General features: G+C 40.3%; 12 protein-coding genes. 1 reads left to right on the forward strand and 11 read right to left on the reverse strand.

The features are described from left to right. Positions 1–33: 33 nt before the first annotated feature. The 3 genes from FGG79_RS05945 to hflX form a co-directional block, all read right to left on the reverse strand. Positions 34–450, reverse strand: a complete 417-nt coding sequence (locus tag FGG79_RS05945) for a MerR family transcriptional regulator (protein WP_138776809.1) — start codon at positions 448–450, stop codon at positions 34–36. A 148-nt stretch (positions 451–598) separates the two neighbouring features. Next, complete coding sequence (locus FGG79_RS05950; RefSeq protein WP_138776810.1) at positions 599–1,867, reverse strand: methionine gamma-lyase family protein; 1,269 nt, start codon at positions 1,865–1,867, stop codon at positions 599–601. Between the two features lie 18 nt (positions 1,868–1,885). Continuing rightward, a complete protein-coding gene (hflX, locus tag FGG79_RS05955) occupies positions 1,886–3,142 on the reverse strand; it encodes a GTPase HflX (protein ID WP_138776811.1) in 1,257 nt (418 codons plus the stop codon). A gap of 200 nt (positions 3,143–3,342) precedes the next feature. Here hflX and FGG79_RS05960 point away from each other — a divergent pair, with 200 nt between their 5' ends. Continuing rightward, positions 3,343–3,951, forward strand: coding sequence for a trimeric intracellular cation channel family protein (locus FGG79_RS05960; protein WP_138776812.1), 609 nt, complete (start codon positions 3,343–3,345; stop codon positions 3,949–3,951). A gap of 58 nt (positions 3,952–4,009) precedes the next feature. Here the strand turns inward: FGG79_RS05960 and spoVK are convergent, their stop codons facing one another. The 8 genes from spoVK to mutS all read right to left on the reverse strand — a co-directional run bounded on the left by spoVK (position 4,010) and on the right by mutS (position 16,490). Continuing rightward, complete coding sequence (spoVK, locus tag FGG79_RS05965) at positions 4,010–4,957, reverse strand: stage V sporulation protein K (protein ID WP_138776813.1); 948 nt, start codon at positions 4,955–4,957, stop codon at positions 4,010–4,012. Between the two features lie 551 nt (positions 4,958–5,508). Further along, positions 5,509–5,745, reverse strand: coding sequence for an RNA chaperone Hfq (gene hfq, locus FGG79_RS05970; RefSeq protein WP_138776814.1), 237 nt, complete (start codon positions 5,743–5,745; stop codon positions 5,509–5,511). A 27-nt stretch (positions 5,746–5,772) separates the two neighbouring features. Continuing rightward, positions 5,773–6,732: a tRNA (adenosine(37)-N6)-dimethylallyltransferase MiaA gene (gene miaA, locus FGG79_RS05975; protein ID WP_138776815.1), complete on the reverse strand. Its 960-nt coding sequence runs from the start codon at positions 6,730–6,732 to the stop codon at positions 5,773–5,775. A 421-nt stretch (positions 6,733–7,153) separates the two neighbouring features. Beyond that, a complete protein-coding gene (locus FGG79_RS05980; RefSeq protein WP_481747252.1) occupies positions 7,154–9,538 on the reverse strand; it encodes a penicillin acylase family protein in 2,385 nt (794 codons plus the stop codon). A 129-nt stretch (positions 9,539–9,667) separates the two neighbouring features. Then, positions 9,668–10,234, reverse strand: coding sequence for an MFS transporter (locus FGG79_RS05985; RefSeq protein ID WP_138776816.1), 567 nt, complete (start codon positions 10,232–10,234; stop codon positions 9,668–9,670). Further along, complete coding sequence (locus FGG79_RS05990) at positions 10,231–11,664, reverse strand: FAD-binding protein (protein ID WP_481747268.1); 1,434 nt, start codon at positions 11,662–11,664, stop codon at positions 10,231–10,233. Before FGG79_RS05990 ends, FGG79_RS05985 begins: the two co-directional genes overlap by 4 nt. Before the next feature lie 316 nt (positions 11,665–11,980). Continuing rightward, positions 11,981–13,855: a DNA mismatch repair endonuclease MutL gene (gene mutL, locus FGG79_RS05995; RefSeq protein ID WP_138776817.1), complete on the reverse strand. Its 1,875-nt coding sequence runs from the start codon at positions 13,853–13,855 to the stop codon at positions 11,981–11,983. Positions 13,856–13,868: 13 nt separating this feature from the next. Next, on the reverse strand, positions 13,869–16,490 hold the full coding sequence (gene mutS, locus FGG79_RS06000) for a DNA mismatch repair protein MutS (RefSeq protein ID WP_138777624.1): 2,622 nt from the start codon (positions 16,488–16,490) through the stop codon (positions 13,869–13,871). Between the last annotated feature and the right edge of the window lie 21 nt (positions 16,491–16,511).

Below are 16,511 nucleotides of genomic sequence, written 5' to 3' on the forward strand. Positions count from 1 at the left end.
GTAATTCCTCCTCAAGTTTATTAAAGGTATTATTTAATGAAAAAAGCGAGACATGTCACCTTGACGGAGAGATGCTTTAGTAAATCGACCAGAGTGCATTAATTCATTTCTGAGTAATTTACGAAGCTCGTCGTCGGATAAATCCTGTCGTGCTTTTTCTTCCTTTTCACTACTTACGTCAGATACTACTTTACTTTCATTATGGCTTGACACAGAAAAGATTTTCTTTATGCCGGCCATGTTGATACCTTGATCTAACAGATCCTTTATTTCTAATAACTTATCAATGTCATTCAAGGAAAAGAGCCGCCGGTTCCCCTCAGTACGTGCAGGGATAATCAACTCATGCTCTTCATAGTATCGAATCTGACGAGCCGTTAAGTCCGTGAGCTGCATGACAATACTGATAGGAAACAATGCCATCGTTCTACGAATTTCACTTCCGCTCATCTTGATTCCTCCCTTTGGTTTCCTTCTTGATTTTATTATATGTAATGTAAGGAGTTCTGTCAATCCTATGTTAGATTTTCTTACATAAAAAATCAAAACAAAAGGATAGTCGAGTATAGACTATCCAATTACTTCTTTATTATCCTTTTTAAATAGTTATTAAACCTTTTTCAATCAAATCATCGACTGCAGAGCAGATTGCAATTTTCACATGTGAATATGTTAACCCACCTTGAACATAGGCAATATATGGTGGCCTTAACGGGCCATCTGCAGATAATTCAATGCTCGACCCTTGAATGAATGTTCCCGCCGCCATAATGACATCGTCCTCATATCCAGGCATATAGTCAGGGTATGGGGTGAAATGTGAATTAATCGGTGACGCAAACTGGATTGCCTGACAGAACGCAATCATCATTTCCCTGTCATTAAATTGTACAGATTGAATCAAGTCAGTTCGTACAGCAAGTGGTGAAGGATTCGTATCCATCCCAAGATCTGTTAGAAGAGCAGATGTAAATACAGCACCTTTTAACGATTGTGCCACTACATGAGGGGCCAGGAAGAAGCCTTGATACATTTCTTGTAAGCTGTAAAGGGAGGCACCGGCCTCTGCCCCGATCCCAGGTGATGTCATTCGATATGAACAAGCCTCAACAAGGTCTCTCTTTCCAACAATATATCCACCGGTCTTGGCAAGACCACCGCCAGGATTTTTGATGAGTGACCCAGCCATCAGATCAGCCCCTATATGACAGGGTTCTTTCTCTTCAACAAATTCACCGTAGCAATTGTCTACAAATACAACGATTCCCGGGTTTATTTCTTTAATGAATTCAATCATTTCCTTTATTTCATCTAAAGTGAAGGAAGGGCGATTCGCATATCCTTTAGACCTTTGAATCCCCACCATTTTCGTCTTAGAAGAAATCGCCTTTGCCACTTCTTCATAATCAACCTTTCCAGTCCTGTCTAAATCTACACTTTGATAATCAATATGAAAATCTTTAAGAGAACCGGTACCCTTTCCACGGATCCCCACTATTTCCTCCAGCGTATCGTAGGGTTTACCTGTTATGTACACCAGTTCGTCCCCAGGACGGAGTACTCCAAACAAAGCGATGGAAATCGCATGGGTACCAGAAATAATTTGAGGTCTTACCAGTCCTGCTTCACCTCCGAATACATCGGCATAAATGCTTTCTAATGTGTCTCGCCCCGCATCGTCATACCCATATCCTGTGGAAGGGATGAAATGAGAGTCACTTACACGGTGCTTTTGAAAGGATTTCAGAACGCTGAACTGGTTATTCTCCGCTCGTTTATCTATTTGTGAATGTATGTTTTGGATGCTATCTTCCACTCTAGTTATTATATTTTTCAATATATTCCCATTTATTAATTGTTCATACATGAGGCCGCTGATTCCCTTCTATCTGTGAAATTTCTTGATGTTACCTGCAATAGGATGATCTTCTAGATGAAAGCCAGTTAAATCATATGTTTGACTTTCTTCTATGAATTCTAATTTTCTTAAAATGGTCTCATTTTTCAATTGTGACAAGAGCTTCCCTTCACTTGCCGGGATGATGACATGATAGGGTATCATATGTTGTTTCACGATTTCTTCTATCTTCACCAATAGCTTTCCACGGTCATCTTCATTTAAAGCGCTGATCAGAACCCGATCCCAATCGCTGCTTGGGACGAAGTCCCGGTCCATCATATCCCGCTTATTATAAACCGTTAACTGCGGCAAGCCATCCATATCCAAATCCTTCAATAATGATTGAACAGTCTCTTCATGCTGACTATAATCAGGATTCGAACTATCCACAATGTGAATGAGCAGGTCCGCCTCTTTCACCTCTTCCAAAGTTGATCGGAAAGCCGCAACCAGGGTGGTGGGTAAATCTTGTATAAATCCAACAGTATCTGTAAGCAACGTTGAGTAACCACTTGGTAAAGGCATCTTACGGGTCAATGGATCCAATGTCGCAAATAACTGATTTTCTTCATATGAATCGGCGAATGAAATTCGGTTGAACAACGTGGACTTACCCGCGTTTGTATAACCGATGAGCGCAATCTGAAATGCCTTGTTTCGCTTTCTTCTCTCCCTGTACCTTTCTCTATGCAAGACAATGGTTTGAAGCTGTTTCTTAATATCATCGATTCTCCGGTGAATATGTCTTCGGTCACTTTCGAGCTTTGTTTCACCAGGTCCCCTCGTTCCAATCCCCCCTCCGAGTCTTGAAAGGGAAGCACCCTGGCCAATAAGTCTAGGCAGCAGATATTGTAGCTGTGCAAGTTCCACTTGCAACTTTCCCTCTCTGGAACGGGCGCGCTGAGCAAATATATCCAAAATTAATTGAGTACGATCAATCACTCTTGCATCTAGTTCTTTCGACAAGTTCCGTATTTGACTCGGAGATAATTCATCGTTGAAAATGATGATATCCGGTTCAAATTGATCTTCCAAGAGGGCAAGCTCTTCCACTTTCCCCTTCCCTATATAGGTACCTGGATGAACGCCGTCCCTTTTTTGAGTGAGAGTAGAGAGAACCTGTCCTCTAGCCGTTTCAGTCAGTTCTTCAAGCTCACTCAGGCTATATTGAAAACGTAAGTCATCTTCTTCTAATTGACACCCAACGAGTATGACTTTTTCTTTCGTTTCATTCTTCAATATACATCCTTCTTTCTTTCCTATTCATCATATTCTTCATCATATCAAATTCGCTTCGTAATCTCTATGTAAAAAGCTATGAAAAATGGTTGCATTTAAGTGCATACATGTTAAAATCAGTATGCTTGATTAAGACATAACACTACTTCAAGATTCTACATAATGGCATGTAGCAATTTGTAATAGGGTTAGGAGGAATGTGTATGACATGGGAAGTACTGAGTATTATTGGTACCATTGCTTTTGCTGTTTCAGGTGCTATCATTGCCATGGAAGAGGAATATGATATTCTAGGTGTTTATATATTAGGAATCGTTACTGCATTCGGTGGAGGAGCTATTCGCAATTTATTAATCGGTGTCCCTGTTTCAGCCTTGTGGGAGCAGGGAATGCTGTTTCAGATTGCTCTTCTTTCGATTACAGCAGTCTTTCTTTTCCCTAATAATCTCCTCAGGCATTGGAGAAGATGGGGGAATTTTTTCGACGCGATCGGTTTATCGGCTTTCGCTATCCAAGGGGCGTTATATGCATCTGAAATGAACCATCCGATTAGTGCGATCATCGTCGCCGCGGTCTTAACCGGAAGTGGAGGCGGAATCATACGTGATCTTTTGGCTGGACGGAAACCATTAGTTCTGAGATCCGAAATTTACGCAGTGTGGGCTGTACTATGCGGAGCGGCAATTGGACTCGGAATTGTCCATACAGCATTTGAACTCTACTCTTTATTTATTATTACCACAGCTTTGCGTGTCCTTTCCTATCTATATAAGTGGAGACTGCCAAACAGGAGTCTGCGGGCACATGCTTAACAAAAAAATGCATTCATATGAATGCATTTTTTTGTGGTTCTATTTTCCCTAAGTGTGTTCACTCAGAGGCACTTTTTGTAAACACAAGATCGTTGCTTCGAATCGTCAATAAATCGTGTCTATCAAAACAGTTTTCCATGAGTAGCCTCATCGCCTGAGCACGGATCGACTTTTCCAATACATTTCGCACATACCGCCCGTTGGAAAACGCCATGGGTGATAAGGAATTCTTGGCAGTATGCAGATGATCCCTTATTTTTCTTTCGGCGTCGTGACTTAACAGATACTGCTTCTCATCCAACATTCTTCTGCCGATTTCCATCAACTGATCTACAGAATAATCCGGAAAATGGAACACAAGTGGAAATCTTGATTGGAGACCAGGATTAAGGGTTAAAAAATGCTCCATTTCCCTTGAATACCCAGCCAGGATCAGAATGAAATCATGTTGCTTATCTTCCATATGTTTGACAAGCGTATCGATGGCTTCTTTGCCAAAGTCCTTTTCTCCACCTCTTCCCAATGAATACGCCTCGTCGATGAACAAAATGCCGCCAAGAGCCTTTTTCACAAGATCTCTTGTTTTTTGAGCCGTATGACCTATATATTCACCAACCAAATCAGCCCTCTCCGCCTCTATTAAATGTCCTTTCGTTAGAACATTCATTTTTAAGAATAGTTTACCTATAATTCTTGCCACAGTCGTTTTTCCTGTACCGGGATTACCCTTGAACATCATATGAAGAGCTTGCTTCCCTGCCTTTAGTCCCATTGCTTCACGCTTTTTATTTACATATATCCATGCATAAATTTCCTTCACCATTTTCTTCATTTCTTCCATTCCGACAAGAGATCCAAGTTCTTCTTCTATTTCTTTCAACGCTATGTGCTCTTGAGGGAGAGATTGTGGAATCGAATCTAACGTTTCCCGTACTGAACTTCGCTTTTGGGAATTCAATACGATACTGATCTGACCATTATTTTTCATTCTCATTGGTTGATCCAAAGATTTCACCTCACCATTCTAAGGACAGTATTCGCTCCTCTGGGTTTAAGAGTGATAATCGCCTCTATTCACCTGAAATTTTTCGACATTAAAGAAGAATCCTGTCTATTCCTGCGCTTTCCCGAGAAATAAATAGAATTACGCTGCCATTTTAATTTGCATATGTTCCATTCTTCTTGACGTGAGGGAAAGCTAAACTTTTATCCTGCTCCTTCTGGTCATGCACAGGTACTATCCCTGTTCAAATTGAAAATGTATGCCTCTTTAAAAAAAGCCTCTCATATTATCCTATTCAACTACTTTTCGTTTCATTAATTATTCTTGCAACACTCCTACTTGATTTTAATATGTTGTAGCCCATATTAATTTGGAAAATCTGTCGACCACTTACTTATAAGCTATACACACGAAGTTTCTGATGCTTTATACAATGATGTTTCTTAAAGGAGTAAGATCGGTGTAGTAATCGATTTGTAGAAACACATGCTAAGTAAATATCCTATTATAAACAATAAAAAAGCTGCCCCTTAAGGCAGCTTTTACAAGTAAGATTAACTGTTTGTTTCTTCAAAATTTATTTGAACATTTCGCTGTGGAGCGAATGTTGAGATGGCATGTTTATAAACCAGTTGCTGTTTACCTTCCGTTTCAAATAGTACTGTGAAATTGTCAAACCCCTTCACTTGACCACGGATTTGGAAGCCATTTAAAAGGAATACCGTTACGAGTGAACTGTCTTTTCGCAATTGATTAAGGAATTGGTCTTGGATATTAATGGATTGTTTCATGGTTAGTCCTCCTCTTCTATCTCTACATTACTTATTCGACTTTAATTGAAGCTTTCCTGCAATAAATTCTGAAATATCCTCAATATTTTTAGAATGCCGGCTCTTATCTGTTACATCGAACCAGGCTACATCCATCTTATTTCTGAACCATGTCAGCTGACGCTTTGCATACCTTCTTGAATTTTGTTTTAAGTTTTCGATTGCTCTTTCCATACTAATTGTACCATCAAAATAACCGTAAAGTTCTTTATATCCGATGGCTTGCACAGACTGAACGTCCCTCAAACCCGCGTCATATAAACCTTTAACCTCTTCAATTAGTCCTTGGTCGATCATCAGGTCCACACGAAGGTTGATTCTGCTATAAAGTTTTTCCCTGTCCATGGTCAAACCAATCAGGACTGCATTGTACTGCAGATCATGTGATTGGGTTTGCTGATACTCTGTCATCGTCTTCCCTGTACAATGATAAACTTCCAATGCTCGGATTACACGTCGTGTATTGTTGTGATGGATATTCATAGCTGCGACCGGATCGATCTTTACAAGCTCTTTATGAAGCCATAGGGAACCATTCTTTTCACACTTCATTTCTAATTCATTCCGATAGTGTTCATCAGCCGGAGTTTCCGTGAATTGATAATCATATAATACAGCCTGAATATATAGCCCAGTTCCACCCACTATTAAAGGAGTTTTTCCACGGGAATGAATGTCTGATATCTTCTTTCTCACAAGCTGTTGAAATTCCGCAACAGAAAAAGGTTCTTCAGGATTTTTAATATCAATCAAGTGGTGAGGAACACCTTCCATTTCCTCAGATGTAACCTTTGCAGTGCCAATGTCCATTCTTTTATAAATTTGCATGGAATCACCACTAATGATTTCCCCATTGAATTTCTTAGCCAGCGCTATACTTGTATTGGTTTTCCCTACAGCAGTGGGACCAATAAGGACAATCACTTTTTCTTTCTCCAAACTTGTCATATGTTCACTGCTTTCTATGTAAATGATTCTTTACATATTATCGTACCATAATAATAAAAGGGATTAAATCACATCTTGTCAGTATCTCCATTTCTTTTTATGATTATGCATGATAAAAAGCATTTTCCCCTTCCCTCGTCTTTGAAGTGAATGTACCCGTTTCTTCTATTGTTAAAACTAATACCTGTAAGGATGAAAATGGATTTTCCTAATCTCCTTTTCACTTTCATCGAAGTCGATAATGGGTAAACTGTGCATATCAACCGGCAAGAGCAGTATTCACCTCGGTGTCAAGGCTTTAGAAGTTCCTAGATTCATTCTCTTATTTTCTTATAACCTATTTAGAAAAGACCGCTTTACTATCAAATGCTTTTTAAAATGGAACAGCTCAAAGGTAGGTCCTTCGAGCTGTTTCATTTTTTTATTCCGCTTTTAGGATCAATCGATCTCCTCTCGAGCTGTTGATTGAGGTCTCATGATAGTTTCCATCGATCCATGAGTCGATTTGATTTTGATACCACTGGCTTTTATAGTGACCCGCCTGTCCAGGACCGACAATATGATAACCCTTCATCATGTCCTCTGTATCGATGACGAATCGCCATGAAGCACCATGATTGACGATTCCTTCCTCATTATAGCTTGCAGCTTCTACCGTTACCCTGCTACCACCAACAGGAATAGGGTCCCTGTCATTCAAGAATTTCTTTAAGACCTTAGAGGCTCCTGATAAAGGATGTTCAAAGTATACCTTATGATACATCCCCCACTCCCAATCATCCATTGAAGATCCATATGCTTTCTCCAATTCCGCCAAGGCCTGTGTTAATGAGGAAGTCAAAAATGTTTCGTAGCCCCCTACATCCACAAACCATTTTGACTCATCTCCATTGTGTGCTTTCCGAATAAGTTCATCTACGACACTTTGGCGCCCTTCAAATAATTTCATCATTTCCTTTGGTACTTCCTTTTCAAACAGTCCTGACGATATTTCGTTCATCCATTGATGAAAAATCAGGGGACCAGCAGATTGTTTATCATCCCGATAGTTCCATGACTTTATTATATTGATTGCCTTTTTCTCTTTAGTCGTAAATCGCCCCTCATCGAGATCTCCTGAAATGATTGGAACAAATTCCCTTGCTTGTAAATTCAATTGATCCATTTGAAGTTCTTCCATATCTGAAAGAGTCAAATCACTCTTACCTTCCAAGAATTCCGAAATTCTCATGTACCGATACGGCTGTGCCCAGTGATGACTAATATGATAGGGATATTCATCCGAAACCACTTTGTTATTCGCTGTTGCCACAAAGCCAGATTCAGGATTGATCACTTTCGGAAGCTCTTCAAACGGAATAAAGCCCTGCCATTCATAATCAGGGTCCCATCCAGGAACGGGAAGAAGTCCGTCCCCTTTCTTTCTGATTGGAATTTTCCCATTTGCTTTGTATGCAATCGTTCCATCATTCGAAGCGAATACGAAATTTTGGGTAGGAACATGAAAATCCTTTAATGCTTCCTCAAATTCAGCCCAATTCGTTGCTTTATTAATGTTTATAATGGCTAGTAGTTCAAGACTCGGATCAAGGGCTGTCCACCTCATGGACATCACATTCTCACCCTCATTCTGGTGAGCGAACTCTGAAATCACCGGTCCATGCCTTGTAATTGTTACTTTATAAGGAATGGTATCACCATCCTTCACTTGAATCGGTTCTTCAATGATCGTTGCCTTTTCCCATTTATCATCATATAAAAACAGATCGGGATCTTCTTCATTTCGTTTCTCTACGTATAAGTCCTGAACGTCAGGACCCGTATTAGTGACCCCCCACGCGATTTGTTCATTATGACCAAGGATAATTCCGGGTATGCCGGCAAATATTACTCCACTTACATTGACGTCCGGTGATTCAAGATGCATTTGATACCAGATGGAAGGAGTTCCTAGCGCAAGATGAGGATCATCTGCCAAGAGTGGTTTCCCACTGGCGGTTTTATCTCCACTAACAACCCAGTTATTGCTCCCGTTAAATTCAGGTGGTATGAAAGCTTCTTCAAATGATTTACTCAGATCTACGTGCAGTTTCCCAACATCTGCTAATATAGTCGGAGCCTCTTCAGGATAGGTAGGGAATAAATCATATGCTTTTTCTTCAGGGAGGTTCTCCAATGCCCAATATCTGAAAGCCTGTCCCTGCCAATGACCACCTAAGTCGAAGGCCATATACTTTCCAATCGTCAAAGAATCGACTGGTGTCCATTTTTCAGGTTTATAGCCGAGGAGAGTGAATTCAAATGGGAGCTTTCCGTTGTCTCCAGCTTCTTTCATATAGGCGTTGACCCCGTCGGCGTACCATTCAAGCAACTCCTTTGCTTCATCTGGATATGCGGTAAATGAAACCTGTGCTGCTCTGCGTAACCCGAATGTTCGGAAAAATTTATCCCGATCTACCGCCTTCTCACCGACAACTTCACTTAAACGCCCCGAGGCCTGTCTCCTGCTCAAGTCCATTTGAAATAATCGATCCTGGGCCTGGACATAGCCTTGGGCCATATACAAATCACGTTCATTTTCCGCCCGAATATGTGGTACACCGTCCTTATCTCTTATTACTTCTACGTCTTCAGATAAACCACTCAAAGGAATCGTTCCCGAAATTACTGGAAGAGATCTTTCAATGTAATAGTTGGCAAAAATCAGCAAGCCCAGCAAGATAAACAAAATCACTCCCGCTGTCCACAACGTAATCTTAAGACTTTTATTCATTTTCTTCCTTTGAAGCTCAATGCCTCCATTCATTCCTTTTCCCCCTGTATGGTAGATAGAATTTTCTGAAAATATCTATATCTTAACTATTAGCCTTTTGGGAGGGGAATTCCTTCATCTGACAAGTAATCAAAGAAATTTATTAAAAAAGGAATGCTGGGACTATGCTGCACTATCACTATTTTCAGGAGCCGATTTAAACCTTGAATAGAAAACAAAAATAAGAATCCCACTAGTCATAAAGAAAATTGAACATCCATAAAAAATAACGTGGATGGTGAAATAGTCTAGCAAGAATCCAGTTCCCATTACGGCTACACTAGAGAAAATAGAGGTCCAAAAATGATATGCCCCGATACTCTTTCCTCTTGATGCCTGTTCTGTCAAGTCACTAAGTACTACTTTCTCGGATGTTTTCTGGATAGCTCCTAAAATGCCAAGTATCAATTGCACAAGATATACACCTTGAACCGAATCCACAGAAGGGATAAATAGAAACATAAGACTCATTCCGATAGAATACATCAGGAGAAGAACCGGTCCGCCAATCATATCGGACACCTTCCCGATAAAGCGATGACTGAGGGCTGCACTTAACGTGAATAATCCATAAGCAAACCCGAAACTCGAGAAAGAGTTCCCGATATTTTGAATAAACAACAAATAAAAAGGAAAAGACACACCTGCTGCCACCATGGCAAAGCTTTGGGATATGATAAACCACTTCATTGTCCGTAACGCTCATAGAATAAATTCATAAATCGTTCTTCCGGATCAAGCTGTTTCTTCATGTCAAAGAATTCATCTGTGTTCGGGTAAGCTTCTTTCATTTGTTCCACCGTTGGATATTCATAGTAAGGCAGATAATAACTACCTTCATGTTGAAGGCTTATATCGATCATCCCTCGAATAGTATTGCCTGTCTTCTTAATCTCCTCCTCACTTTTCCCTTGATTAATTAATAAAACAAGTGCGAACATATCTTCTTTTGCGTAGGACAAGACGGCTTCTTCATTGTGACTCACATATCGTACGGTTATATTTATTAAATTCAGGTCCTGTTCTGATAAAAACTCCCGTAACTCATCGATATATTCCTCGTATTCATCGACGGGAATAAAATACTCCTGTAAAATATCTGTATCGTTCTTTGCCTCATACTCCAAGAAATCTGATTCTGAGCGCATGGCATTATTCCGGGTCACAAGCTTACCATCCTGCTTTTGAAAAAATGATTTCTGCATCCCCCAAAATACATTTTTCCCCCATTCAAAATCTCTCGAAAGTCCGAGTAAGAATTTTGTCAGGAATGTAAGTTTGTCTTCTTTCAATTGATTAAGGTCGGAGTATTCCTCCTGATCTTTTTGTAATACATAATTCGTCACATACATATCTTTAAGAAATGTCTCAGGAGCAGTTGACAATCTGCCTAGATGCATCTTCACATTATCATTACCCTGCACATTCTTCCTAAAGTATTCTTCATATTTGTCATAAGTCATTTCTTCCGTCTCCAAGGCATACAATTCGTCATTTGTGAGTTTAAGCTCCACATCCAGAATCACTCCAAACAACCCGTAACCCCCAATGACCAGTGGAAAATATTCAGCATTCTCTTCCCTCGATACCTTTATGATTTCTCCATCGGGTGTTAATAATCTAAACCAATTAACCGTTTCAATTAATGATCCATTCCGAATATCTCTTCCGTGAACATTAACGGAAAGAGAGCCCCCAACCGTAAAAATATTTTGGGACTGCATCACCTTTACCGATAGCCCCAAAGGGTTGATGGCTTTTTGGATATCATCCCATGTTGCCCCACTTTGTACATGAACGGTCTGATGGACAGTATCCACATTGAGTACTTCGTCATATGTGGTCATATCCAACATGATCCCATCTGGATAATACGTATGTCCTCCTTGACTATGCCTCTTTCCAGCAATGGAAACTTTAAGGTTATCACGCCTTGCTTCTGCAACCGTATCCACAATACTCTTTTCTTCATTCCCCTTAATGATCTTGTGAATTTTCGTAGGCATCAGTCTCCCTACATCTGTTATTCGATTGTTTGATTCGTTAGTGTTTATGGCCCAATGAAATATCATTATGTATGTGAGCAACGTCAAAATAATAAGCAGGAAGATACTCTTTATATCTTTCAACATCGAAAAACACTCCTCATTTTCCCTTTTGGTGTAATTTTACACTAAAATAAATGTTTTTCAATATAAATGTGAAAGATTTCCTTTGAAAATTCTCTATCGGCTGCCATGATTATTTTTGGACTCTTTGCTCTGCTAGATATTGATGCTGAAGGGGAACTATCATTGATTTTGTAAAATTTTTCTATCACCATTAGTTAACATAATAAAGTTGCAGTTAACTAATGGTGAAGGTGATGGTTAATCGAGCTAAGAGACATATTAAAACGGGCGAGAAACCTTTTTGGTTCCTCGCCCGTTTCTGTGCTCACATAATTCGTTTGAACATTTTTTCCATTTCATAAGTGGAATAGTGAATGATGATCGGTCTCCCATGGGGACATGTGAATGGGTCGCTCGCCAATCTTAATTCATCCAATAACGCCTGCATGTCTCCATTTCGCAAATGATGATTTGCTTTAATGGATCCTTTACAGCTCATCATGATGGCTGCTTCTTCCCGCAATTTTCGAATATCCACCCTATTCATTCTTATAATCTGTTCAATCATATCTTCAATGGTCTGCTGTTCTTCACCTTTTGGGAACCACTGAGGATGTGCACGGACAATAAAGCTGTTGTGTCCAAAATCTTCAAGGAATACACCGACTTCTTCGAGGAGAGAGCGATGTTCATTAATCTTAATATATTCGTCTGTAGAAAATTCAAGAGTAAGAGGAACCAGGAGTTCTTGAAGCTCTTTTGCGACTTCCCCTACTTTCTCTTTATAGAATTCATATTTAATTCGTTCCTGTGCCGCATGTTGATCGATAATGTATAAGCCTCGTTCATTTTGAGCAAAGATGTACGTTCCATGCATTTGACCAACAAGATAGAGAGGTGGGACTCGAGGAGAAGGACTTTCCTCCTCAGAGCTTTCATCCATTTCAGGTTTCTGGTAGTCCTGTTCTTCTTCAATCGGGAAACCTGGATCAGGTGGTTCACTGGAAACAAGTCCTGTTGTTTCATACATTTCATTCCTTAATCGTTGGGGCTCATATAGATTGACCATTTCTTCCTTAGGAAGCATTCGCTCTCGAACTGCCCCATGGAATCCTGATTTTTCTTTCGCTTTGGCCGAATGATCTAAATTCATGAACGTTTGCTCCGATTTTGGCTGTGCTACATTTGGTGCGACTGCCCCTGATGGAATCAGTTCTTTCCCTTTAAATACCCTTTTGATACCTTCCGTCACCAGAGCATTTAATTCAGCTTCTTTACTAATCCGAACCTCCATCTTAGACGGATGTACATTCACATCGACCAGAATCGGATCCATCTCTATGGAGAGAAGCACGATAGGGTGCCTGCCTATCGGAAGAAGAGTGTGATACCCTTCCCCGATTGACTTGGCGATAGCATAGTTCTTGATAAACCGGCCATTAATCATCGTTGATATATAATTCCTAGAGGCCCGTGTAACTTCAGGAAGAGAAATGTATCCTTTTACTTTAAAATCAAGGGAGTCCACGTTGATCGGTACCATCTTCTTGGCAATTCCTACCCCATAAATGGCAGCCAGGACCTGTAATACATCTCCATTTCCATTCGTGTGAAGGAGAGATTTCCCGTTATGCAGAAGTTTGATTGAAACTTCTGGGTGGGAAAGTGCAATTCGATTCACCACATCAGTTATATTCCCGAGCTCAGTATGAATGGTCTTCATGTATTTCAGTCGTGCAGGTGTATTGTAAAACAGTTGTGAAACTGTGATATCTGTTCCTTTTCTTGAAGACGAATTTTCAAGTGACTTGATTTCTCCACCTTCAAGTTCGATAGACGTTCCTGGACCATCCCCCGTACTCGTTTTTAATATGAAATGAGAAACGGAAGCGATACTTGGAAGTGCTTCCCCTCTGAACCCCAACGTACGAATGCGAAATAAGTCATTTTCGTCTTTAATTTTACTGGTTGCATGACGCTTAAACGCTGTTTTCACATCATCCTGTTCAATTCCATCCCCATTATCAATGATGCGTATGGAATGAAGTCCGGCTTCTTCAATATGAACTTCGATAACAGATCCTCCTGCATCGATGCTGTTTTCAAGGAGCTCCTTCACAACAGAAGCTGGACGCTCCACGACTTCACCTGCGGCGATTTTATTTGATAGAGAGTCATCTAGCTGAAATATCTTTACCACAGTTTCACCTCCTTTAGTGCTTTAGGTTTTTTTGGATTCCGTATAGAGTGTTCATCGCATCTAATGGAGTCATCTCCAGAATATCCAATTTTTTAAGATCATCTAAACACTTCTTTTCCTTCGAAGTGAAATGTTCTTGCCTTTCCGTTTTCTCCGCTTCAAAGAAAGAAAGCTGAGCCAAATCTTCAGCTTTGTTTTTTCGTTTATCCATCCCAGCTTCTCGTGTAACAGCTACTTCTTTCTTTGAAACAGTTTCTTCCTTCCTCTCAAGTTCAAGAAGGATTTCATTCGCTCTTTGAATTAAAGGTGAAGGGAGTTCTGCAAGCTCGGCAACATGTATTCCGTAACTTTTGTCAGCTGCCCCTTCCTTTATCTTATGAAGGAATACAAGCTTCCCATTTTGTTCCATGGCACTTACATGTACATTTTTCACCTTTTGTAATCCTTCTTCAAGGACCGTTAACTCATGATAGTGAGTTGAGAATAACGTTTTCGCACCGATATGTTCATGTATATATTCGATGATGGCTTGAGCCAGCGCCATGCCATCATAAGTTGAAGTACCACGTCCGATTTCATCGAAAAGAATCAAGCTTTCTTGGGTAGCGTGAATCATTGCATTCTTTGCTTCTAGCATTTCGACCATAAATGTACTTTGCCCCGAGATCAAATCATCTGCTGCACCAATTCGGGTGAACACCTGATCGAATATGGGCAGGTCTGCTTCACTAGCAGGAACATAACATCCGATTTGAGCCAATATACTCGTTAACGCTACTTGTCTCATATAAGTACTTTTACCCGACATGTTAGGTCCTGTAATGAGGAATATTTCTCCCTCCTGGTCCATGTAACAATCATTTGGAACATATTCCTGTGCACCCATCACCTTTTCCACCACTGGGTGACGCCCGTCCTTCAAGAGAATTTTTCGCTCTTCATTGAAAGCTGGACGTGTGTAATGACGACTCTCGCTAATGGTAGCAAAGCATTGAAGAACATCAAGCTCACTAACCAGTTTCGCTAGCTTCTGTAGGCGAGGAATAAATTCCTTCACCCTTTCCCGTATTCCAAGGAAAAGTTCATATTCTAACTCTACGCTTTTTTCATCAGCTTGAAGGATAAGTGCTTCTTTCTCTTTTAAATCGGGTGTAATGAATCGTTCTGCATTTGTTAACGTTTGCTTTCTTTCATAGCGTCCTTCTTCCAAATGATGAAGGTTCGCTCTTGTCACTTCAATATAGTAACCAAACACACGATTGAACCCAACTTTCAGTGAACGGATCCCTGTTCGCTCACGCTCATCTCGTTCAAGCTTAGCGATCCAAGATTTACCATTTCTGCTTGCATCACGGAATTGGTCAAGTTCTGAATGGTACCCATCTCGGATCAGGCTGCCCTCTTTGATTGTAAGAGGAGGGGTTTCTACTAGCGCTTGCTCCAGGATTTCTGTCAACTCTTCACAAGGATCGAGCTTACTTACAAGTTCATCGGTTGCTTCGTTATCAAGTGACTCAACTAAGTGTTTTAAGACAGGAACCTGTTGTAATGATTTCTTCAACTGAATCAAATCGCGGCCATTTACATTTCCGAATGCCACACGCCCGGCAAGCCGTTCAAGATCGTATACTTCCTTTAACCTTTCTCTTAGATCCTGCCGTTCAAAGAACCTCTCCAGTAACACCCCTACAACAGTTTGACGCTTTTCAATCTCTAATTTATGAATGAGTGGACGATCGATCCATTGCTTTAGTAATCTTGCTCCCATGGCAGTCATTGTCTCATCTAACAGCCAAAGCAAAGACCCTTTCTTCCCTTTGGAACGAATGGTTTCCGTTAATTCCAGATTGCGTTTTGAATAATAGTCCATTTTCATAAATTGGTGGAGTTGATATGGTTCTACCTCTTGCAAATGATCCAGACTTCTCTTTTGTGTTCGGAAGAGATAATGCAAAAGGATGGAAGACGCCTCTACTAGTTTACCTTGTTTCAACCGAGCCAATAGATGGGAGAAAGCTTCCCGAGTGTCGGCTTCCTTCTCAAATGATAACGTTATTTCGTTACGTTCTTTGATCTTCCCTTGCACCTCTGCACTGAAATCAGGGTGAATGACCACTTCCTTAGCACCGATCGTGGATAATTCATTTACTAAAGCTTGCACGCCTCCAGTGACAAGGGTTACTTTGGTCTCTCCAGTTGTTAAATCACTATATGCCAGTCCGTATGTTTCATCTAGAAAATCAGTCACAGAAGCAATATAATTATTCTCTTTATCATTTAAACCCTTACCATCCATAACGGTACCAGGTGTAATAAGCTGAACAACTTCTCTTCTGACAACTCCCTTTGCCTGTTTTGGATCCTCGGTTTGTTCACAGATAGCTACTTTAAATCCTTTATCAATGAGTTGCTCTATGTAATTAGGTGCAGAATGATAAGGAACACCGCACATTGGAATCCGTTCCTTTCCTCCCCCATCACGACTTGTCAACGTTATTTCGAGTTCCTGTGATGCAGCAATGGCGTCATCAAAAAACATTTCATAAAAATCGCCTAAACGAAAAAATAAAAAGGCATCCTGGTAATCTGCCTTAACTTGTAAGTATTGTTTTATCATTGGAGTATATTGTGTCATGGTTTCATTCAAACCTTTCCA

Origin of the sequence: Bacillus sp. BHET2 (assembly GCF_005938125.1) — a bacterium.
Taxonomy (GTDB): domain Bacteria; phylum Bacillota; class Bacilli; order Bacillales; family Bacillaceae_B; genus Rossellomorea.